The following is a 21321-nucleotide window of genomic DNA, read 5'->3' on the forward strand; positions in this document are numbered from 1 at the left end:
CCGTGATGACCGCGAGCACGCCTGCGGGCTGCCCCCCGCCGCTGACCGTCCTGCCCGAGCCCGCCGCCGACTGGCGCCGGACGGTCCGTGAGGTCGCCCGCACCGCCGTGGCACCCCGGGTACGGGCCATGGACGAGGCGGGGCGGCTCGACGACGCGTTGGTCCAGGAACTGTTCACGGCGGGACTGATGGGGATCGAGGTGCCCCGGGCCTACGGCGGCGCGGGCGGCGACCTGTTCCAGGTGGTGCTCGCCATCGAGGAACTCGCCAAGGTCGACCCCTCGGTCGCCGTGTTCGTCGACGTGCAGAACGCGCTGGTCGCCAGCGCCCTGCTGCGGCACGGCAGCGGCGACCAGAAGCGGCGCTTCCTGCCCCGGCTCGCCACCGGGCTGGTCGGTGCCTACGCCATCTCCGAGGAGGACGCGGGCAGTGACGCCTTCGCCCTCGCCACTCGCGCCGAACCCGACGGCGACGCCTACCGCCTCACCGGGCGCAAGCAGTGGATCACCAGCGCCGAGCGGGCCGGCCTGTTCCTGGTCTTCGCCCGGACCGGTGGCGACGCGCGGGCGCCCCGCCTGGGCGCGTTCCTCGTCGAACGCGACGCTCCGGGACTGTCCGTCGGCGCGCCGGTGGGCACGATGGGCATCCGGGCCAGCTCCACGTGCGAGGTGGTCCTCGACGGGGTGCGGGTGGGCCGTCAGAACCTGGTGGGCGGCCCGGACGGCGGCGCCGCGCTCATGGTGGAGACCCTGGTCGTCGGCAAGCTCGGCATCGCCGCCCAGCTGGTCGGCCTGGCGGACGGCGCCCTGCGGTACGCGTGGGACTACGCGGGCGCCCGGCGGCAGTTCGGCACCCGCCTCATCGACTTCCAGGGGGTCGGCTTCCCGCTGGCCGGGCTGGCGGCCGAACTGGAGGCGGCGCGCACCCTGCTCTACGACACCGCACGCCTCCTCCAGCACGGAGCGCCGCAGGACGAACGGCTCAGGGCCACCTCGATGGCCAAGTACGTGGCCTCGCGGATCGCCGAGCGCGCCGCTTCGCAGGCCGTGGAGACCCTCGGCGGGAACGGCTTCGCCACCCGGCATCCGGTGGAGAAGTTCTACCGGGACGCCAAGGTGGGCGCGATCTACGAGGGCACCTCCAACATCCAGTTCCAGACCGTCGTCTCGCTGTTGGCGGGGAATGCCGCGCACTCCTCCGCGGCCGCCGCCGAGCGTGAGGAGTGAGCACCGTGGACCACACCCGCCACACCGCCCACCACCCCACCGACCGCACGGGCGCCCGGCCCCCCGTGCGGATGTTCTGCCTGCCCTACGCGGGGGGCTCCGCACGGATGTACGCCGACTGGGAACGGCACCTCCCCCCCTTTGTCGAGGTCGTGCCGGTCGAACCGCCGGGGCGCGGCAGCCGCTTGCGCGAAACCCCGCACACCCGCCTGGAACCGCTGGTGGACGACCTGCTGCCGCGGCTGCTCGCCGCCGGTGACGCGCCCTACGCCCTCTTCGGGTACAGCCTGGGCGCGTTGGTCGCCTTCGAACTGGCCCGGGTGCTGGAGCGGCGCCACCACCGCCCGCCGGTCCACCTGTTCGTGGGCGCGTTCCGCGCCCCGCATCTGCCGGGTCCCGCCGTGCCCGACCACGACCTGCCCGAACCGCAGTTCCGCGAGCGGCTGCGGGCGTTCAACGGCACCCCGGAGGACGTGCTGGCCGACGCGTCCCTGATGGAGCTGCTCCTCCCGATCCTCCGTGCCGACCTCGCGGTGGCCGGCACCTACCGCCACCGCCCGGACCGGCCGCTGACCTGCCCGATCACCGCCTTCGCCGGAAGCGATGACACCGAGGTACCGGTCGCCTCCGTCGGCCAGTGGCGGCGGCACACCCACGCCGGCTTCACCCTCAAGGTGCTGGAGGGGGACCACTTCTTCCTGCACCGGCAGGAGCGGGCCCTGCTGGAGGAACTGTCCACGGCCGTCAGCGTCTGACCGCTCCCCGGTCCGGCTCCTGCGGGCCCCCGCCCTCCCGTCCGGCGGCCGGTGTCGTCCGCGGACGCCGTCGCGCGGGGACGAGGACCGCCGCGGCGGCGGCGCCCGCCAGGTACACCCCACCGCTCACGGCGAGCCCGCGGTGGATGCCGTCGGTGAGCGAGGCGTTCACCTCCTCCTCCCACGCGCCCTCCCGCGTCCCCTCGGCCGGGTCACCGGTGCCCAGGCCGCCGTCGACGGCTTCCCGCACCACCTCCCGGCCGGCCGACGGGGACAGTCCGAGCCGGTCGGCCCGCTCGGTGAGCGAGGCCGAGAACCCCGTGGCCACCACGGCCCCCACGACCGCCACCCCGAGTACGTTCCCGACCTGCTGGCTGGCGACGGAGGTCGCCGAGGCGATGCCGGCGCGGGCCGGGGGGACGGCGCTCATGAGGGCGGCGTTGGTGGGGGCCATCGTCAGTCCCACCCCCGCGCCGACCGGCACCAGTGCCGGCCACCAGTGGGCGTACGGGGTGGTGGCGTCCACCGTGGCCAGGACCAGCAGCCCGATGCCGGTGCTCACCAGTCCGCAGACCATGGGCAGCGCCGGGTCGTAGCGGGCCGCCAGCCGCCCGGCCACGGGCGCGGCCACCGCGGCGGGCAGCAGCAGGGGCAGCATGCGCAGCCCGGCCTGCGCGGGGGTGTACCCCTGCACCTGTTGCACGAACAGCGACAGGAACAGGAACGACCCGAGCAGGCCGAAGGCGACGGCGAAGAGGATGCCGTTGCAGGCCGCGAAACGGCGGTCGCGGAACAGCGAGAGGGGCACCATCGGCTGTGCGGAGCGGTGCTCGACCGCCAGGAACGCCGCCAGCAGCACACCGGCCAGGCCGAGCAGGGTCAGGATCCCGGGGGAGGACCATCCCGACCGTTCGGCCTCGATCAGCGCGGCGGCCAGGCAGCCCAGCCAGCCGACGGCGAGGAGCTGGCCGGGGACGTCGACCCGGCGCGGAAGGGCCGGGATCGCGGGCAGCACCCGGCGGGCGAGCACCACGGTCGCCACGCCGAACGGGCCGTTGATCCAGAACACGCTCGCCCAGCCCAGCGAGTCCACCAGGACCCCGCCGAGCACGGGACCCAGCGGCAGGGCCAGTGCCGAGACGCCCGACCACACCCCGATCGCGCGGGCCCGCTCGCCCGGCTGCGGGTACAGGTGCGTCAGCACGGCCAGGGTGGCCGGTACGAACAGCGCCGCGCCGATCCCCTGGCAGGCCCGGCCCGCCACCAGGACCTCAAGCGTCGGCGCGGCCGCGCACAGCAGGGAGCCGGCGGTGAAGACCGTCAACCCCCACAGGAACACCCGCCGGCGGCCCAGCCGGTCACCGAGGGAACCGCCGGACATCAGGAAGCAGGCGAAGGCCAGCACATAGGCGCCGACGATCCACTGGAGTCCGGCCACTCCGGTGCCGAGGTCGCGGCGGATGCTGGGCAGCGCCAGGTTGACCACCGTGATGTCGAGCATGGACACGAACTGGGCCGCGCACAGCACGGTCAGGGCCCACGTGCGTCTCGTCCGGTGATCCTCCACCACATCGCTCCCGCGGTCCGCGTCCCTGCCGTCGGCGCGGGCCGGAGGTCCCGATCCGCGCCCGGGCACGGTAGGCGGCGCCGTGGGGTGCCGGGCAGCCGCAGGTGCGCCGCCCGTTCGCGGTGCCCACCCAGGCCCCCCGTACGGGCACCTGTTCGGCGGTGCGCGGACGGGGAGCGGGCCGGACGGACCGGCCCGCGGACGGGGCCGGACGCGCTCGTGGGTGCCGGCCGGGCCTGGACAGGCCCGACCGGCACCCACGGCGTGATCTGGAAAGGGACAGGCGGAGCGTCAGCGCACCGGCGTGAAGTCGCGCGCTCCCAGGTACTCCGGTCGCCTCATCGGAGCGGCGAACGGTTCCTCAGCGGTGTTCTCGACGCTGTTGAACACGATGAAGACGTTGCTGCGCGGATAGGGCGTGATGTTGTCGCCGGAGCCGTGCATGCAGTTGCAGTCGAACCAGGTGGCCGAACCGGCCTTGCCCGTGAAGAGCCGAATACCGTGTGCTGTCGCGAACTCGGTCAGCGCCTCGTCGGACGGGGTGCCGGCGTCCTGCATCTGCAGGGACTTCTTGTAGTTGTCCTTCGGAGTCTCCCCGGCGCAGCCGAGGAACTTCTTGTGGGAGCCCGGCATGATCATCAGGCCGCCGTTGGTGTCGTAGTTCTCGGTGAGAGCGATCGACACCGACACGGTCCGCATGTTCGGGAGGCCGTCCTCCGCGTGCCAGGTCTCGAAATCGGAGTGCCAGTAGAAGCCCCGGGCCCCGAACCCCGGCTTGACGTTGATCCGGGACTGGTGGACGTAGACGTCCGACCCGAGGATCTGCCGTGCCCGGCCGACGACCCGGGGGTCGCTGACCAGCGCGGCGAAGACCTCACTGATCTTGTGCACCTCGAACACGGTCCGGATCTCCTGCGACTGCGGCTCGACGATCGAGCGTTCGTCGGCGCGGATCCCCGGGTCCGAGATGAGCCTTTCCAGTTCCGCGCGGTACGCCGTCACCTCGTCAGGGGTGATCAACCGGTCGATCGCGAGGAACCCGTCACGCTCGTAGTCCGCCAGGTGCCCGGCCGAGATGGGGCCGGGTGCTCCCGGTGCGGACCACACCACCGGGTCCTGCCGCGGGCTGGCCACTTCGGTGGTCCCCCGGGTCGGATACAGGTCGGTGATGCGCTCGGGTGCGGTGGTCATGGAGTTTCCTTCCTCTCCTCTCGTACGGCCCTGTCCTCTTTCCAGGTCGTTCGCCTGCGGGGTGATTACCCCTGGGTCGGCGTGTTCCCCACAGGAAACGTTCCAAAGGCGGCGCGGGCCACGAAAACCCCTGTTCGGGGCTTCGTGACCCGCGCCGACGGCTTAGTCGCTCTCGGTGAGCAGCGGGTAGACGCCGTTCTCGTCGTGGTCCTCACGACCGGTGACCGGCGGGTTGAAGACGCAGATCACCCGGAAGTCCGTCTTCGGGCGCAGCGTGTGCTTCTCGTGACCGTCGAGCAGGTACATCGTGCCGGGGCTGATCCAGTGCTTCTCACCGGTCTCGTCGTTCGTCAGCTCGGCCTCGCCCTCCACGCACAGGACGGCCTCGACGTGGTTCGCGTACCACATCGAGGTCTCCGTACCGGCGTAGAGCACGGTCTCGTGGAACGAGAACCCGACCTTCTCCTTGGCCAGGATGAGGCGCTTGCTGCGCCAGGTCCCGGAGGCGGAACGGATGTCCCGGTCGGTGTCCTCGATCTCCTGAAGGGAACGGACGATCACTTCGTGGTGCCTTTCTGCTCGCTTGGGCTACGGGGCGGCCCGCCCCCCAGAGGGGAGCGGGCCTTGAGGGGTGCCGCAGAGGGGTCAGAGCGTCTCGCGGACCGCGCGCGCCAGGATGCGCAGGCCCTCGTCCAGCTCCTCGGGAGTGGTGGTCAGCGCGGGGAGCAGCTTGACGACCTCGCTCTCCGGACCGGAGGTCTCGATCAGCAGACCGAGGTCGAAGCAGCGCCGGGCGATCTTGCCGGCGACGGCCTTGTCGGCCATCTCCATGCCCCACACCAGGCCGCGGCCGCGGTACTCCACGACGGCGTCCGGGTGCTCGCGGGCGATCTCGCTCAGGGCGGCCTCGACCTGCTCGCCCCGGGCGAGGGTCTGCTTCTCCATCTGGCCGTCGGCCCAGTAGGTCTCCAGGGCGGCGGTGGCCGTCACGAACGCCGGGTTGTTGCCGCGGAACGTGCCATTGTGCTCGCCCGGCTCCCAGATGTCCAGTTCCGGCTTGAAGAGGGTCAGCGACATGGGCAGACCGTAGCCGCTGATGGACTTCGAGACGGTGACGATGTCCGGCGTGATGCCCGCCTCCTCGAAGGAGAAGAAGGCACCGGTGCGGCCGCAGCCCATCTGGATGTCGTCGACGATGAGCAGCATGTCGTACCGCTCGCACAGGTCGGCCAGGGCGCGCAGCCACTCGGGCCGGGCCACGTTGATGCCGCCCTCGCCCTGCACCGTCTCGACGATCACGGCGGCGGGCTGGTTGAGGCCGGAGCCGGAGTCCTCCAGCAGGCGCTCGAACCAGATGAAGTCCGGCGTCGACCCGTCGAGGTAGGCGTCGAACGGCATCGGGGTGCCGTGGACCAGCGGGATGCCGGCGCCGGCGCGCTTGAAGGCGTTGCCGGTGACGGCGAGCGAGCCCAGCGACATGCCGTGGAAGGCGTTGGTGAAGGAGACGATCGACTCGCGGCCCTTGACCTTGCGGGCCAGCTTGAGCGCGGCCTCGACGGCGTTGGTGCCGGTGGGGCCGGGGAACATGACCTTGTAGGGCAGGTCACGCGGGCGCAGCACCACGTTCTGGAAGGTCTCCAGGAACGCCCGCTTGGCGACCGTGGACATGTCCAGGCCGTGCGTGACGCCGTCGCGCTCCAGGTAGTCGATCAGGGCGCGTTTGAGCACCGGGTTGTTGTGCCCGTAGTTGAGAGAGCCCGCACCCGCGAAGAAGTCGAGGTACGTGTGGCCGTCCTCGTCGTACATGTGGCTGCCCTGGGCGCGGTCGAAGATCGTGGGCCAGCCACGGCAGTAGCCACGCACCTCCGACTCCAGGGTCTCGAAGACGCTCAGGTCCGGCTGGGTGATGGTCACGGAAGGCTCCTGGGAGTGAGTCGTGAAGAGGAGGAAGTCTGTGGGGCGGCGGCCGTGCGGGACCGCCGCGGCGGGGTGGTCGGTGAGGCGGTGCCTCAGCCGGGCGCGCCGGCGAGGGCGCGCACCGGGCCGATGCGGTACAGCACCTCGGGCTCGTGCCCGTCACCGGGGAAGACCTCACCGTCGAACAGCACCTCGCGGTGCAGCCCCGCGCCGTGGCGGTCGGCGAAGGAGGTGAACAGCCGGTTGGAGGGGACGTTGTCGGGCGTGACCGTGGTCTCGATCCGGTCCGCGCCCAGTTCTTCGGCGACACGGGCGGTCAACCCGTCCAGCATGGCTCCGGCCAGGCCGCGGCCCCGCTGGCTCTCGTCCACCGCGACCTGCCAGATGAGCAGGGTCCGGGGCTCCTGGGGACGGATGTAGCCGGTGATGAAGCCGACCGGGTCGCCGTTCCCGTCCCGCGCCACCACGGAGGTGGCGGCGAAGTCGCGGCACCACAGGAGGTAGCTGTAGGACGAGTTCAGGTCGAGCACCCGGGAGTCGCGGGCGATGCGCCAGATTGCGGCGCCGTCGTCCACCCGTGGGGTGTCGAGCTTCAGTTCCTCGGGCATTCCGATGAATTCGCTTCGAGCACGTGCATGGTCAGCTTGTGCGGGGGTCATGTCGATTTAATTTACCCAGGAAAAAGTCAGATTGCATCGCGGCGCGGGGTTACGTGCGGCGGCCGTATATGGTATCGCGCGCGGGCGCGCCTGGGGCGCCGACTGCGGGTAAAATGACTGGTCATGTCGGGCATGCCGGGTCAGAACGCCGCCTCTGTGGAGTCTGTCACAGGTGCATAACGACCGAGGCACCTGTCCGCATCGCGGGCTTTCCTGGGGGTCGATAAAGAAGTTGGTTTGACCTGCGAAAAAGCGGGAAGAAGAGAACGGGCGGCTACGCAGAATAACGAATTCAGAAGGTATTCAATCCCTTTGATTCCGTGAGCGTAGCGTGTCGGTGAATTCTTCGCGACCCACTGTGTCCGGTACCCGGCCGGGCCGGAGTGGTCCGTCTCCGCCGGGACGGAGGGGGCTCGTGCCCGCCGGTGCCGCCCTCGTACAGTGCGGGCATGAGCGGAAGCGCGGTGCTGCACATCACGGGCCGGGTCCTGGTCGGACCGCAGGAGGTTCGCGACGAGCTGTGGGTGGTCGACGGACGGGTCAGCCACACCCGGCCGACCCGGGCGCGCGAGGTCGTCACGGTCCGTGGCTGGGCCCTTCCCGGACTCGTCGACGCCCACTGCCACGTCGGACTGGACGCGCACGGCGCCGTGGACGCGATCACCAGCGAGAAGCAGGCCCTCACCGACCGCGACGCCGGCACGCTCCTCATCCGGGACGCGGGCTCGGCCGCCGACACCCGGTGGGTCGACGACCGCGCCGACCTGCCGAAGATCATCCGTGCGGGGCGTCACATCGCCCGCACCCGCCGTTACATCCGCAACTACGCCCACGAGATCGAGCCCGAGGAGCTGGTGGCCTACGTGCGCCGGGAGGCCCGGCGCGGCGACGGCTGGGTCAAGCTCGTCGGCGACTGGATCGACCGGGAGGCCGGCGACCTCACGGCCTGCTGGCCCCGGGAGTCCGTGCGGGCGGCCATCGCCGCCGCGCACGAGGAGGGTGCCCGCGTCACCGCCCACTGCTTCGCCGAGGACTCCCTGCGGGACCTCGCGGAGGCCGGCATCGACTGCGTGGAACACGCCACCGGGCTCACCGAGGAGACGATCCCGCTCTTCGCCGAGCGCGGCATCGCCATCGTGCCGACCCTGGTCAACATCGCCACGTTCCCGCACCTGGCGGACGGCGGGGAGAAGAAGTTCCCCCGCTGGGCCGACCACATGCGGCGGCTGCACGCGCGGCGCTACGCGACCGTACGGGCCGCCTACGACGCGGGCATCCCCGTCTTCGTCGGGACGGACGCGGGCGGGTCGCTGGCCCACGGGCTCGTGGCCGAGGAGGTGGCGGAACTGGTCCGGGCCGGGATCCCCGCCCTGGACGCGCTCTCCGCCACGACCTGGGGCGCGCGGGCCTGGCTCGGCCGCCCGGCGCTGGGGGAGGGCGAGCCGGCTGACCTCGTCGTGTACGACGAGGACCCGCGCGCCGACGTCCGGGTGCTGGCGCAGCCGCGCCGCGTGGTGCTGCGGGGACGCGTCGTGCAGTAGCGGCCGGTGTTTCGCCACGGTGTTCGGTTGTGCCCCGTCCGGGTGAACCGGTCCCGGAACGCGGACGGGGGCGGCGGCGCGCGTCAACCATGACGGGGTCCCGGTCACCGACACGAGCGATGTCCCCTCATGAGCCGTGCGGTGCCACCCGTACGTCCGTGGGGGTTCCCTGCCGTGAACACGTCCGTCCTCAGCCTGCTCGCCGCCACCGCGCTCACCGGCGCCGCGGCCGTGCCCGCCCACGCCACCGGGGACGGTGACGGAGCGGGCCGGGAAGGCGCGGCCCAGGCCGCGGTGCTGCGTGCGCAGCTCGACGTCTCCCTGCTCGACGACACCGTCGAGATCCCCTTGGAGACCGCGCTCAACGAGGTCTCCGCGCCCGGCGCCGGGCCACAGGCCGAGACCGCCGGAGAGACGGCGCTCACCGCCGAACTCGACGGGGTGCACGGCGGCCGGCCGTTCAGCGTGCTGCGCGCCGAGGTCGCCGAGGCGCGGGCCGAGGCCACCGCCGACCGCGCCGCCGCCGGCGTCACGCTCGCCCGTGCCCGCGTGCACCTGCCCGGCCTGCCGCTGCTGTCCGTCATCGAGGCCGAGACGATCTCCGCCGAGGTCGAGTGCGCCCTCGGCACGGACGCCACCGCCGAGGTCGACGTGCCGGGCTCGGTGACGGTGCTCGGCAAGCGCGTCGCGCTCAGTGCCGGTGGCCCGACGGCGGTCTCCGTGCCGGGCGTCGGTGAGGTGAGCCTGACGTTCGCCCAGCGGGAGAGCACCCCGGACGGTGCGGCGGCCGCGGCGCTGGAGCTCGCGGTCTCCGTCGACCCGCTGAACCTGAACGTGGCCGAGGTCGAGGGCCGCGTCACCCTGGCGGAGGTGAGCTGCCGCACGCCCGTGGCCTCCGAGGAGCCCGCCGAGCCGGAGCCCGCCGACCCGGAGCGGCCCGCTCCCGACGCGCGGGAGCCGGAGGGCACCGAGCCGCAGGGCGGGCCCGCCGCGCGCGTCGAGCAGCCCGACGACGGCCCGGACCTCGCCGCGACCGGCGGCGATTCCCGCACCCCCTACCTGCTGGGCGGGGCGGCGGGCCTGCTCGCCGTCGGCGGCGCGCTGCTCCTGCTGCGGCGGCGCGGGGCCTGAGCCGCCGGGGCGCGGCGGGGGCGGCAGGGACCGCAGGCACCGTGAAACACAGCGCCGCTCAGCGCACCCCCGCCGCGCCCAGGGCCCGCACGAGCCCGTCCGTCGTGGCGCGGTCCCGGACGGCCAGCCGCAGCCACTGGGGGCCCAGCCCGGGGAAGGTGTCACCGCGCCGCAGCGCGTACCCGGACCGCCGCAGCCGCTCGCGGACCTCCGCGCCCTCCGGGTGGTGGATGAGGAGGAACGGCCCTTCGGGGGCCGCCGTGGCGTGGCCGAGCTCCCCGAACTCCCGCAGCCGGGCCAGCAGGTGGGCCCGGTCCTCGGCGAAGACCCGGGCCGCCGCCTCGGCCTCGGTGCGGGCCCGCGCCGAGCAGCAGGCCTCGGCCGCCGCCAGGGCCGGGGCGCCGACCGGCCACAGCGGTTGCTGCCCCGCCAGCGCACCGATGACCGGGGCACCGGCCAGGACGTACCCGATCCGCAGGCCCGCCAGGCCCCACGTCTTGGTGAGGCTGCGCAGGACGACGACGGAGCCGGGCAGCTCCGCCAGGTGCGGCACCAGCGACTCCCGTTCGCCGGGGACCGCGTCGATGAACGCCTCGTCCACCACCAGCGTCCGGCCCGGGCGGGCCAGTGCGCCGAGGGCGCCCGCCGGGTGCAGCACGGACGTCGGGTTGGTCGGGTTGCCGACGACGACGAGGTCCGCCTCGTCGGGCACGGCGCCGGGCCGCAGCCGGAACCCGTCGGCGGCCTCCAGCAGGACGCGCGTCACCGCGTGGCCCGCGTCGCGCAGCGCGGCCTCCGGCTCGGTGAACTGCGGGTGGACGACGACGGGGTGGTGGACCCGCAGCGCGCGGGCGAGCAGGACGAACGCCTCGGCCGCCCCGGCCGTGAGCAGGACGCACTCCTCCGGTACTCCGTGGTGCCGGGCCACCGCGCGCCGGGCCGGGCGGCCGTCGGGGTAGGCGGCGAGGGTGTCGAGAGAGGCCGCGATGCGGGCCTTCAGCCACGCCGGGGGCGTGCCGGTCCGCACGTTGACGGCCAGGTCGGTCAGGCCCGCGTCGTCGCGCACCTCCGCGTCCCCGTGGTGGCGCAGGTCCGGTTCGGTGGCAGCGTGCGTGCTCATGCCCGTGCCGGCCCTTCGTCGGAGTCCGACGCCGGCCCTGGGCCTGAGTCCGCGCCGGCGCCCGCGCCGGGCTCCCCGCACGGTTCGCCGCCGGGGGCCGCCGTCCGGGGATGGGCGCAGCAGACGGCACCGGAGCGGCCGGGGCAGGCCAGCGCCTCCCGGTAGCGCTGCCACACGAGTTCGGCCAGTGAGGCACCGGAGCCGAGGACACCCGCGAGCCGCACGTCCGTCTCGGGGTACACGGCGGACCAGCCCTCCACCTGGAGCGCCGCGCGGTCCGTGGCGTCCTCGGGGAAGAGGAAGTACGGCAGGACGACGACGCGCCGGGCCCCCAGCGCGCGGCAGCGTTCCAGTCCCGAGGTGACGTCCGGGGCGGCGACGGAGACGAAGGCGGTCTCCACGCCCGCGAAGCCCCGCCCCTCCCACAGCAGCCGCGCCGCCCGGTGCAGCTCGGCGTTGGCCTCGGGCTCCACGGCGCCCCGCCCGACGAGCAGCACGGTCGTGTCCGCGCGGTCGCCCGGCGTCCGGCTCGTCGTGCCCAGGGCCTCGTCCACCCGGTGCTCCAGCGCTTCGAGGACGAACGGGTGCGCGCCGAGGGGCTGTCCGCAGACGGCCTCCAGCCCGGGGTGGGCGGCGACGGCGCGGGCGACGGCGTCCCCCGGCCCCGTCGGGGCGGGGCCGGCGTCGAGCGTCAGCGGGACGACGGCCAGCCGCCGCACCCCCCGTCCCGCGAGGTCGGCGACGGCCTCGGCGGGCGAGGGGCCGCCCGGCCCGGTCAGGGCCCAGGCCACCGGTGCCCCGGCCCCGCCGTCACCGAGGCGGCCGACGAACGAACGGACGGCTTCGGCCCCGGACTCGTCGCGGGTGCCGGGGCCGACGGCGAGCAGGGCTGGCGCGGTGGTCACGTGTACTCCTGTGGTGCTGGTGCTGGTGCTGGTGCGTGCGGACGGGGCGGGCGGGGCGGGCGATCAACGGGCGCGGCGCCCGGCCACGGCGCACGTGACCCGGGATCCGCCGGCCAGGGGCGCCGACCTCAGTTTGGCAACGAGCAGTTCGGCCCCCGGACCCGCCCCCAGGAGGGCCGCGGCCTCGGCGACGGCCGGGGTCCCGACGGCCGCCGCCGGGAGCGCCGACGGGTTCGGCACCGGCACCTGGGCCAGGGCCGCCGCGCTGTGGCCGCGCAACGGCACGCCCAGCCGCCCGGCCGCCGCGACGAGCCCGGGCTCGCTGGCCTTGGCCTCGACCGTGGCCAGGTGCTCCACGGCGCCGGCCGGAACACCGGCGCGGGACAGCGCGGCGGCGACGACGGCCAGCACCTCCTCGACCGTGGCCCCGCGCCGGGCGCCGAGCCCCACGGTCACCCGGCCGGGGGCGGCCACGCCGCGCACCTCTCCACGAACCGCTGCGCCAGGCCCGGTTCGGCGGCCCAGTGCACGTGCAGGTAGGACGCGTGCACGTTCTCCCGCACGAAGCCCTCGACGCGCCGCTCGGGGCGCGTCATGCCCCATGCCGGACGCGGGCCCGCACCGGGCTCGGTCGTCGTGCGGTGGAACTCGTGGCCGCGCACCCGGGTGCCGGGCACCGCCAGCACGCTCTCCTCGAGCGCCACGGCCTCCCGGTACCCCAGCGTCAGCCGTCCCGTCATCCGCGCGGAGACGTCCAGCACCCCGCACATCGGCAGCCCGTCCAGCTCCCGGCCCAGGTAGAGCAGCCCGGCGCACTCCGCCGCGACCGGGCCGGAGAACCGGGCCACGGCCGCGCGCAGGCGGCTGTTCGCCGACAACTCCGGGCCGTACACCTCCGGGAAGCCGCCGCCGATCACCACCCCGGACGTGCCCTCGGGCAGCCGCTCGTCGCGCAGCGGGTCGAAGGGGACGACGTCCGCCCCGGCGGCCCGCAGCAGTTCGGTGTGCTCGGTGTAGGCGAAGGTGAACGCCGCACCGCCCGCGACCGCGACCACCGGGCGGCGTGCCGGGCGGCTCACCACCGGCGGCTCCCAGGGGGTGTCGGGCAGCGGCGGCGCGCTGCGGGCGAGTGCCAGGACGGCGTCCAGGTCCACCCCCGCCCGCACCTGCGCGGCCAGCGCGGAGGCCGCGTCCACCGCGTCCGCCCGGCGCTCCGCCACCGGGACCAGACCCAGGTGCCGGGAGGGGGCGCTCACCTGCGGCTTGCGCAGCAGGGCGCCGAGGACCGGTACCCCGGACTCCTCCAGCGCCTCGCGCAGCAGGGCCTCGTGGCGCGCGGAGCCCACCTTGTTGAGGATCACCCCGGCCAGCCGCACCCCGGTGTCCCAGGAGGCGAAGCCGTGCACGAGCGCCGCGACCGAACGGGACTGCGAGGAGGCGTCCACCACGAGCACCACCGGAGCCCGCAGCACCTTGGCGACCTGCGCCGTCGAACCCGTCTCACCCAGCCCGCTCGCGCCGTCGAACAGGCCCATCACGCCCTCGACGACGGCCAGTTCGGCCCCGGCGGCACCGTGCAGGAACAGCGGGGCGACCCGCTCGGGCCCGCACAGGTACGCGTCCAGGTTGCGGCCCGGGCGGCCGGTGACGAGGGCGTGGTAGCCGGGGTCGATGTAGTCGGGCCCGACCTTGTGCCCGGAGACGGCCATGCCGCGTTCGGCGAAGGCGGCCATCAGGCCCGTCGCCACGGTGGTCTTGCCGCTCCCGGAGGCCGGCGCCGCCAGGACCAGCCGGGGGATGTGCGTCACGCGATCACCACTCGATGCCCCGCTGGCCCTTCTGGCCCGCGTCCATCGGGTGCTTGACCTTCCCCATCTCCGTCACCAGGTCGGCCGCCTCCAGCAGCGGCTGCGGCGCGTTGCGTCCGGTGACGACGACGTGCTGGGTGCCGGGCCTCTCCCGCAGGACGCCGACGACCTCCTCGACGTCCACCCAGCCCCAGTGCATCGGGTAGGCGAACTCGTCCAGCACGTAGAACCGGTACGTCTCGGCCGCGAGGTCCCGCTTGACCTGCTCCCAGCCCTCGCGGGCGGCCTCCTCGCTGCTCTCCAGGTCCCGCTGGACCCACGACCAGCCCTCGCCCATCTTGTGCCAGGCGACGCTGCCGCCCTCGCCCGAGGCGCCCAGCACCTTCAGCGCCCGCTCCTCGCCGACCTTCCACTTCGCCGACTTCACGAACTGGAAGACGCCGACCGGCCAGCCCTGATTCCAGGCGCGCAGCGCCATGCCGAACGCCGCCGTCGACTTCCCCTTGCCCGTGCCCGTGTGGACCATGAGCAGCGGACGGTTGCGCCGCTGACGCGTCGTCAGCCCGTCCTGCGGCACCACACTCGGCTGTCCCTTCGGCATTACGCGACCCTCCGTACGTCCTTGACCAGCGCGGACACGGTGTCCGCGCGCAACTCCTCCAGCGTCACCGCGGGCCCGCCGAGGTCCCGCGCCAGCTCGGCGGCCAGGCCGAGCCGCACCGGTCCGCTCTCGCAGTCCACGACGACGGACGCGGTGCCCTCGGCGGCCAGCAGCCGGGCCGCCCGCCGGGCGCGCGGCACCGGCTCGACGCCGCCCGTGGCCCGGCCGTCGGTGACGGTGACCAGCAGTGGGCGCCGCGCGGGATCGCGCATCCGCTCGACGCGCAGCACGTCGCGGGCCGTCAGCAGCCCCTCCGCCAGCGGCGTGCGGCCGCCCGTCGGCAGTGCCTCCAGCCGGGCCGCCGCCGCGTCCACGGACGAGGTCGGGGGCAGGACCACCTCGGCGCCGAAGCGGCGGAACGTCACCATGCCGACCTTGTCGCGGCGCTGGTAGGCGTCCAGGAGCAGCGAGAGGACGGCGCCCTTGACGGCGCTCATGCGCTGCCGGGCCGCCATCGACCCGGAGGCGTCCACGACGAACAGCACGAGGTTCGACTCGCGTCCCTCGCGCACGGCCTCCCGCAGGTCGTCCCGCCGGACCAGCAGTCCGGCCCCGCGCCGTCCGCGGGCCCGCTGGTGCGGTGCCGCCGCCTGCACGGTGGCGGCCAGGTGCAGCTTGCCCAGCGCCCCGCTCGGCCGACGCGCGCCGGTCGTGCGCCCCTGCGCGGTGCGCGCCCGCGAGCGCCGCCCGGCCGCGCCCTCACCGAGGCCGGGCACGGACAGCGTGCGGGCCTTGAACGGCTCGGTGGCGGGGGCCGGGCGCCCCTCACCCGGCGCCGCGCCCTGCTGCGGGACGGACGGCTCGGGCACGGCGGGGTCCTCGCCGGACGCGTCGGCGGGCGGTTCGGTGGAGCCGTCGGCGGGGGCGTCGGTGGGCGCCGACGTGTCGTCCTGCGGCGGCACTCCACCCGGCCCGCCGTCCGGTCCGCCGTCCGGGCCACCGCCGTCCGGGCCACCGTCCGGTCCGTCCGGTCCGTCCGACGGGCCCTGCGGGTCGTCGTCCGGGTCCGGGGCGTCCTCGGCGCCGTTCTCCTCCAGGACCTCGTCGAGTTTGTCCTCGTCCAGGCCCGGCGCGTCGAAGGGGTTCCGGCGCCTGCGGTGGGGGAGGGCCAGCAGGGCGGCCTGGCGCACGTCCTCCTCCAGCACGTCCGTGCGCCCGGCCCAGGCGGCCAGCGCCGTCGCCGTGCGCGCCATGACGATGTCGGCGCGCATCCCGTCCACCTCGAACGCGGCGCAGGTCGCCGCGATCTGGCGCAGCACCCCGTCACCGAGCCGCACCTCGGGCAGCAGGGCGCGCGCCGTGGCGATGCGCTCCCGCAGCGCCGACTCCTGCGCCGTCCACCGCGCGGCGAAGCCCGCCGGGTCGGCGTCGTAGGCCAGCCGGCGCCGGACGACCTCGACCCGCTCCTCCGTCGCACGGGACGCGGCGACCTCCACGGTCAGCCCGAACCGGTCCAGCAGCTGCGGACGCAGCTCGCCCTCCTCCGGGTTCATCGTCCCGACCAGCAGGAACCGGGAGGCGTGCCGCACGGAGACGCCCTCGCGCTCCACGTACGAGGCGCCCATCGCGGCCGCGTCCAGCAGCAGGTCGACCAGGTGGTCGTGGAGCAGGTTCACCTCGTCCACGTACAGCACGCCCCGGTGGGCGTCGGCCAGCAGGCCCGGTTCGAAGGCCTTCACGCCCTCGGCCAGCGCCCGTTCGATGTCCAGTGCGCCCACCAGGCGGTCCTCGGAGGCGCCGACGGGCAGTTCCACCATGCGGGCGGGCCGCGCCGCGCCGCCGACCGTGCCGGAGCCGGCGTCCGGGGCGTGCGGCCCGTCCGGGCAGGCGGGGTCGGGCGCGGCCGGGTCGCAGGAGAAGCGGCACCCCGGCACGACCGCCAGCTCCGGCATGAGCGCCGCCAGCGCCCGCACGGCGGTGGACTTGGCGGTCCCCTTCTCGCCCCGTACGAGCACCCCGCCGATCGCGGGGGACACGGCGTTCAGCAGCAGGCCGAGCCGCAGGTCCGCCATTCCGACGACGGCGGTGAACGGGTAGGGCGTGCTCATGCTGCTCATACGGAGTCCTCTTCCTCGGGTGCCGGTGCGCCCGGCGGTACGAACGGCAGCCCGGCCGGGGCGCCGTCCTCGATGAGCCGGAGCAGGGCCGTGGTGTCGGCGTGCTCCTCGATCAGGTCCCCCAGCCGGTCGAGCTGTTCCTCCCGCAGCACGCCGAACTCCGTGTCCGGGGCCGGGACGAACGCCCGCCCGGCCTGCGCGGCCACGCGCCGCAGGAACGCGCGGCGGAACGCGTCGCTCTCCAGTGAGCCGTGCCAGTGCGTACCCCACACCGCGCCGACGCGGCAGCCGTCGAGGAAGGGCTCGCCGCCCAGCACGTCGGCGACGCCGTGGTGGATCTCGTAGCCCTCCACCGGCTCGCCCAGCGCCGTGCCGGACGGCCGGGCGAGGGTCTTCCCGCGCGCGAACCGCACCCGTACCGGCAGCAGACCGAGCCCCTCGACGACGCCGGCCCGCGACTCGACGTCGTCCTCGACGCGTTCCCCGAGGAGCTGGAAGCCGCCGCAGATCCCCAGCACCGGGCGGCCCTCGGCGGCCCGGCGGGCCAGCACCTCGGCCAGCCCGCGCCGCCGCAGCCAGCGCAGCGCGCCGACGGTGCCGCGCGTGCCGGGGACGACGACGAGGTCGGCGTCGGCCAGTTCCTCGGGCCGGTCGCCGAAGCGCACGACGACGCCGGGTTCGGCGGCCAGGGCGTCGATGTCGGTGAAGTTCGACATGAGCGGCACCGGCAGCACCGTCACCCGCAGCACCTCCGCGCCGTGCGGGGGAGCGGAGGACGCCTCCCGCACGGTCCCGCGCAGGGAGACGCGCAGCCCGTCCTCCTCGTCGATGCCCAGGCCGTGCCGGTGGGGGAGGACGCCCAGGGTGGGGCGTCCGGTGAGCCGCCGCAGCATGTCCAGGCCCGGCTCCAGCAGGGAGACGTCCCCCCGGAACTTGTTGACGAGGTAGCCCGACACCAGGGCCTGGTCCGCGCGGGACAGCAGCGCCGTCGTCCCGAAGAAGGACGCGAACACGCCGCCCCGGTCGATGTCGCCGACCACGACGACGGGCATCCGGGCGGCCCGCGCCAGCGCCATGTTGACGATGTCCGTGCGGCGCAGGTTGATCTCGGCCGGGCTGCCCGCGCCCTCGCAGATGACCGCGTCATGGGTGCGGCGCAGTTCGGCCAGGCACTCCGTCACCGTCCCCAGCAGCCGCTCGGAGCGGCCCCCTTGGTAGCCGCGCGCGCTCAGCTCCCCGACCGGCCGACCCAGCAGGACGACCTGGCTCGTGCGGTCGCCGCCGGGCTTCAGCAGCACCGGGTTCATCAGCGCGCTCGGCTCGACGCGGGCGGCGGCGGCCTGCATGGCCTGCGCCCGTCCGATCTCGGCGCCCTCCCGCGTCACGAAGGAGTTGAGCGACATGTTCTGCGCCTTGAAGGGCGCGACCTTCAGCCCGCGCCGGGCCAGCCAGCGGCAGATGCCCGCCGTCACCACGCTCTTGCCCGCGTCCGACGTCGTCCCCGCGACGAGCAGCGCTCCGCCCGCGTCACCGTCCGCCATGGTTCCTCCTGTCACGCCGCCCCGGACGTCCCGCTCCCACCGGACGACCCGCCCGCACCGCCGCGCGGCCCAGCGTGCGTCCGGCGACGGTCACGGCCAGCGCCGCCAGTCCGACGTGGCGGGAGAGCCGCACGGCCCGCTCCACGTCCGCCACCGTCACCTCCCGGCCCGAGGCGCCGCCCAGGACGGGACGGTGCTCGACCCGGCCGCCGTAGGCCAGCGTGCCGCCCAGCCGGACACCGAGCGCCCCGGCGAACGCCGCCTCCACCGGCCCGGCGTTGGGGGAGGGATGCCGGTGCGCGTCGGCCCGCCAGGCCGCCCGCGCCCCGACGGGGTCGGGTCCCAGCGCGACGGCCAGCGCCGCCGTCAGCCGCGCGCCGGGCCACCCGGCGACATCGTCCAGCCGCGCCGCCGCCCAGCCGAACCGGCGGTAGCGGGGCGAGCGGTGACCCACCATCGCGTCCAGCGTGTTGACGGCCCGGAAGCCCGCCAGGCCCGGAACACCGGCCAGCGCGCCCCACACGAGGGCACCGACGACGGCGTCGGAGGTGTTCTCGGCGACGGACTCCACGACCGCGCGGGCGATGCCGTCCGCGTCCAGCGCCTGCGGGTCGCGGCCGCACAGGTGCGGCAGCCGGGCGCGTGCCGCCTCGACGTCACCGGCCTCCAGCGCGGCGGCGACGGCCCGCGCCTCCCGGGCGAGCGAGGTACCGCCCAGCACGCTCCAGGTGACCGCGGCGCTCAGCGCGACGGCCGCCGGGTTCGCGTGCCGGGCGGGCAGCCGGTCCGGCGCACGGCAGAGTGCGGCGGCGGCGAGGACGACAGACCCGGCGCACAGGGCGGTGTGCGCGGCCCCGGCGGCGCGGTGGTCGCGCCACAGCAGGCGTTCGGCGCGTCCCGCCGCGCGCCCGAAGGCGGCCACGGGGTGCGCGCGGCGCGGATCGGCGAGGAGGGCGTCGCCGAGGAAGCCGAGGAGGACCCCGGCAGAGGTGCGGCCCATGGCGTCGTCAGCTCGCCGTCGGCACCTGCTCGGTGGGCGGGGCGCAGCGGTCTGGAGGCATGGCGGTGCCGGGCATGCGATGTGTCCTCACTCAGGGTCCGCGCCCTGGCTCGACGTGTCCGGCGACGAGAGTCTCCTGGCTCCCGGATCGACACGTCCCCCGGCCTTCCAACCGCGCGCGGCCGTGACCTCGGGTGGGGGAGTGCTCCCCGGTGACAGTGGCGGGACCGCGCCGGATTCGCACCGGCTTCCTCCCCTGCCGCCGTTTGGCAACGCGAAGTCCACCACGGCCCGCAGAAGGCGTCAACTCGGCGCTGACCTGCGTCGGGAGAGTGTGAGCAGACACACGGCGGAGGGGCACGGACCTGATCCGTGCCCCTCCGCCGTGCTGCGTGCGCGCTCGCGAGGGCCCGACGTGTGCGGGCTGTCGGCGGCTACGCCGCGATGGTGTAGATGCCCAGCGCCACGGCGCCGGCGCAGACCGCGTAGGCGGCGTAGGAGCCCACGCGGGCCAGCGCACCGGTGCTGCCGTCCGCCTTGCGCGCCGAGCCGCCGACGATGCCGAGGGTGAAGACGCCCACGAGGGCGACCGTCGCCACCAGGCTGACGCCGAAGACCTGGCCGAGTGCTGCCCAGTCGATGTCCATCAGGCTTGTCCTTGGGGGGTCGTGGTGCGGGGAGCCAGTTCCGTCGCCGTGAGACGGCGCTGGGGGTGCGCCGTCAGACGGCGCTCGGGGTGCGGCGCTCGGCCGCGTTCGGGTCGTCGTCCGGCTGGGAGTCGCCGCGCTGCGCGCCGACCGGCGGCGGGCTGACGGCCTGGACGGCGGCGGACATCACGCCGGAGTCCCCGGCGTCGCCCGCGCCCTGGCCGGCCGGCTCGGCGGACGGGCCGGGCTCGTCGTCGTTGACGTTGGTGTGGTCGACGACGGCGCGGCGGGAGGCGGCCCAGATCGCGCCGGAGGCGGCCACGAAGAGGACGGCCACCACGGTGACGCCCCAGTCGCCCTGGACGGCCAGCAGCGCCGCCAGCGCGGCGACCAGACCGGCCGCCGGGATCGTCAGGCCCCAGGCCGCGAACATGCGGTACGCCGTGTTCCAGCGCACCACGCCGCCCTTGCGGCCGTAGCCCGAGCCCATCACCGAACCGGAGCAGACCTGCGTGGTGGACAGGGAGAAGCCGAGGTGCGAGGAGGCCAGGATGGTGACGGCCGAGCTCGTCTGCGCGGCGAAGCCCTGCGGCGGGTGGATGTCGGTGAGGCCGCGGCCCATGGTGCGGATGATGCGCCAGCCGCCCAGGTAGGTGCCGAGGGCGATCGCGATACCGGCCGAGGCGATGACCCACAGCGGCGGGTCGGCGTCCCCGGCGATGACGCCGCCGGAGATCAGGGCGAGCGTCATGACGCCCATGGTCTTCTGCGCGTCGTTCGTGCCGTGTGCCAGCGAGACGAGGGCGGCCGAGGTGATCTGGCCGGTGCGGTAGCCGCGCGAGGTCTTCTCCGGGTCCGCGTTGCGCGCCGCCCGGTAGGTCAGCCTGGTCGCCAGGAAGGCGGCGAGGCCGGCGACGACCGGGGCGATGAACGCGGGGATGAGGATCTTGCTCAGGACGGCGTCACCGTCGACCGCGCCGATCCCGACGGACGCGACCGTCGCACCGATCAGACCGCCGATGAGTGCCATGGAGGAACTGGAGGGGATGCCGCCCAGCCAGGTGAGCAGGTTCCACAGGATGGCGCCGACCAGGCCCGCGAAGATCACTTCGGGCTGGATGCCGGCCGTCTCGTCGATGATGCCCTTCGAGATGGTGGTGGCGACCTCGATGGAGAGAAACGCTCCGACGAGATTGAGGATCGCCGACATGGTCACCGCCGCCTTGGGCTTCATGGCCCCGGTGGAGATGGTGGTGGCCATCGCGTTGGCTGTGTCGTGGAAGCCGTTCGTAAAGTCGAACACCAGGGCCGTGACGATCACGATCCCGATCAGCAGCGTGAAGTGTTCCATTCACCCGGCAATCAGTTTGGCGGTCAGGTTGCTCGGTGAACGTAAGGACGCCGAGTGAACGGAAGGTGAACTGGGGCGGGCTTCGGGGTGTCGCGCCTCGGCGGGTGCTGGGCGGGTCGTCCGTCCGCCGCGTGAACAGGGGGTTCCGCCGTCGTGAACGCTCGGGGGAGACTCCCGTCACACGGCAGGTCAACGCCTGTGCCGCAGCGCGGAGGTGGGAGTGTCGCGGGCCGGGTCCGCTGCC

The 21321-nt window shown here is 74.6% G+C and carries 19 protein-coding genes and 1 riboswitch; of the genes, 4 read left to right on the plus strand and 15 right to left on the minus strand.

The window, feature by feature from the left end; all coding sequences use genetic code 11:
• Positions 1-5 precede the first annotated feature (5 nt).
• Together V6D49_RS22980 and V6D49_RS22985 are read left to right on the plus strand one after the other, a co-directional pair.
• A complete protein-coding gene (locus V6D49_RS22980; protein WP_340562479.1) occupies positions 6-1226 on the plus strand; it encodes an acyl-CoA dehydrogenase family protein in 1221 nt (406 codons plus the stop codon).
• A gap of 5 nt (positions 1227-1231) precedes the next feature.
• Positions 1232-1981, plus strand: coding sequence for a thioesterase II family protein (locus V6D49_RS22985; protein ID WP_340562481.1), 750 nt, complete (start codon positions 1232-1234; stop codon positions 1979-1981).
• Here the strand turns inward: V6D49_RS22985 and V6D49_RS22990 are convergent.
• The 5 genes from V6D49_RS22990 to ectA form a co-directional block, all read right to left on the minus strand.
• Complete coding sequence (locus V6D49_RS22990) at positions 1971-3548, minus strand: MFS transporter (protein WP_340562483.1); 1578 nt, start codon at positions 3546-3548, stop codon at positions 1971-1973. The genes V6D49_RS22985 and V6D49_RS22990 overlap by 11 nt on opposite strands.
• A 291-nt stretch (positions 3549-3839) precedes the next feature.
• Positions 3840-4739, minus strand: a complete 900-nt coding sequence (thpD, locus tag V6D49_RS22995; RefSeq protein WP_340562485.1) for an ectoine hydroxylase — start codon at positions 4737-4739, stop codon at positions 3840-3842.
• A gap of 162 nt (positions 4740-4901) precedes the next feature.
• Entirely contained in the window at positions 4902-5300 is a 399-nt protein-coding gene (locus tag V6D49_RS23000; RefSeq protein WP_191207358.1) for an ectoine synthase, read from the minus strand.
• An 84-nt stretch (positions 5301-5384) separates the two neighbouring features.
• Positions 5385-6653 (minus strand): diaminobutyrate--2-oxoglutarate transaminase, encoded by a 1269-nt coding sequence (gene ectB, locus V6D49_RS23005; RefSeq protein WP_340562488.1) that lies wholly within the window; start codon positions 6651-6653, stop codon positions 5385-5387.
• Positions 6654-6748: 95 nt separating this feature from the next.
• Positions 6749-7264 carry a diaminobutyrate acetyltransferase gene (gene ectA / locus V6D49_RS23010; RefSeq protein ID WP_224754187.1) on the minus strand — a complete coding sequence of 172 codons (516 nt, stop codon included), beginning with the start codon at positions 7262-7264 and terminating at the stop codon, positions 6749-6751.
• A 500-nt stretch (positions 7265-7764) separates the two neighbouring features.
• On the opposite strand from ectA, the gene V6D49_RS23015 reads away from it, so the two are divergent.
• A complete protein-coding gene (locus tag V6D49_RS23015) occupies positions 7765-8856 on the plus strand; it encodes an amidohydrolase family protein (RefSeq protein ID WP_340562489.1) in 1092 nt (363 codons plus the stop codon).
• A gap of 129 nt (positions 8857-8985) precedes the next feature.
• On the plus strand, positions 8986-9987 hold the full coding sequence (locus V6D49_RS23020; RefSeq protein ID WP_445330582.1) for an SCO1860 family LAETG-anchored protein: 1002 nt from the start codon (positions 8986-8988) through the stop codon (positions 9985-9987).
• A gap of 58 nt (positions 9988-10045) precedes the next feature.
• Here V6D49_RS23020 and cobC read toward each other — a convergent pair whose 3' ends face one another.
• The 10 genes from cobC to V6D49_RS23070 all read right to left on the minus strand — a co-directional run bounded on the left by cobC (position 10046) and on the right by V6D49_RS23070 (position 21077).
• Positions 10046-11107 carry an Rv2231c family pyridoxal phosphate-dependent protein CobC gene (cobC, locus tag V6D49_RS23025; RefSeq protein WP_340562492.1) on the minus strand — a complete coding sequence of 354 codons (1062 nt, stop codon included), beginning with the start codon at positions 11105-11107 and terminating at the stop codon, positions 10046-10048.
• Entirely contained in the window at positions 11104-12012 is a 909-nt protein-coding gene (locus V6D49_RS23030; protein ID WP_340562494.1) for a sirohydrochlorin chelatase, read from the minus strand. The genes cobC and V6D49_RS23030 overlap by 4 nt, the downstream gene beginning before the upstream one ends.
• Before the next feature lie 63 nt (positions 12013-12075).
• Positions 12076-12486, minus strand: coding sequence for a cobalamin biosynthesis protein (locus V6D49_RS23035; RefSeq protein WP_445330583.1), 411 nt, complete (start codon positions 12484-12486; stop codon positions 12076-12078).
• On the minus strand, positions 12465-13820 hold the full coding sequence (locus V6D49_RS23040; RefSeq protein ID WP_340562495.1) for a cobyrinate a,c-diamide synthase: 1356 nt from the start codon (positions 13818-13820) through the stop codon (positions 12465-12467). The genes V6D49_RS23035 and V6D49_RS23040 overlap by 22 nt, the downstream gene beginning before the upstream one ends.
• A gap of 4 nt (positions 13821-13824) precedes the next feature.
• Positions 13825-14421, minus strand: coding sequence for a cob(I)yrinic acid a,c-diamide adenosyltransferase (gene cobO / locus V6D49_RS23045; protein ID WP_340562497.1), 597 nt, complete (start codon positions 14419-14421; stop codon positions 13825-13827).
• A complete protein-coding gene (locus V6D49_RS23050; RefSeq protein WP_340564238.1) occupies positions 14421-16529 on the minus strand; it encodes a putative cobaltochelatase in 2109 nt (702 codons plus the stop codon). The genes cobO and V6D49_RS23050 overlap by 1 nt, the downstream gene beginning before the upstream one ends.
• A 5-nt stretch (positions 16530-16534) precedes the next feature.
• Entirely contained in the window at positions 16535-18079 is a 1545-nt protein-coding gene (locus V6D49_RS23055) for a cobyric acid synthase (RefSeq protein WP_340562499.1), read from the minus strand.
• Positions 18066-19079 carry a cobalamin biosynthesis protein gene (locus V6D49_RS23060; protein WP_340562501.1) on the minus strand — a complete coding sequence of 338 codons (1014 nt, stop codon included), beginning with the start codon at positions 19077-19079 and terminating at the stop codon, positions 18066-18068. The genes V6D49_RS23055 and V6D49_RS23060 overlap by 14 nt, the downstream gene beginning before the upstream one ends.
• Positions 19080-19209: 130 nt before the next feature.
• Positions 19210-19332: riboswitch (cobalamin riboswitch) on the minus strand.
• A 181-nt stretch (positions 19333-19513) separates the two neighbouring features.
• Positions 19514-19726, minus strand: a complete 213-nt coding sequence (locus V6D49_RS23065) for a hypothetical protein (protein ID WP_340562503.1) — start codon at positions 19724-19726, stop codon at positions 19514-19516.
• 73 nt (positions 19727-19799) lie between these two features.
• Positions 19800-21077 (minus strand): inorganic phosphate transporter, encoded by a 1278-nt coding sequence (locus V6D49_RS23070; RefSeq protein ID WP_340562505.1) that lies wholly within the window; start codon positions 21075-21077, stop codon positions 19800-19802.
• Positions 21078-21321 lie beyond the last annotated feature (244 nt).

The sequence above is a fragment of the Streptomyces sp. GSL17-111 genome (genome assembly GCF_037911585.1).
GTDB lineage: Bacteria > Actinomycetota > Actinomycetes > Streptomycetales > Streptomycetaceae > Streptomyces.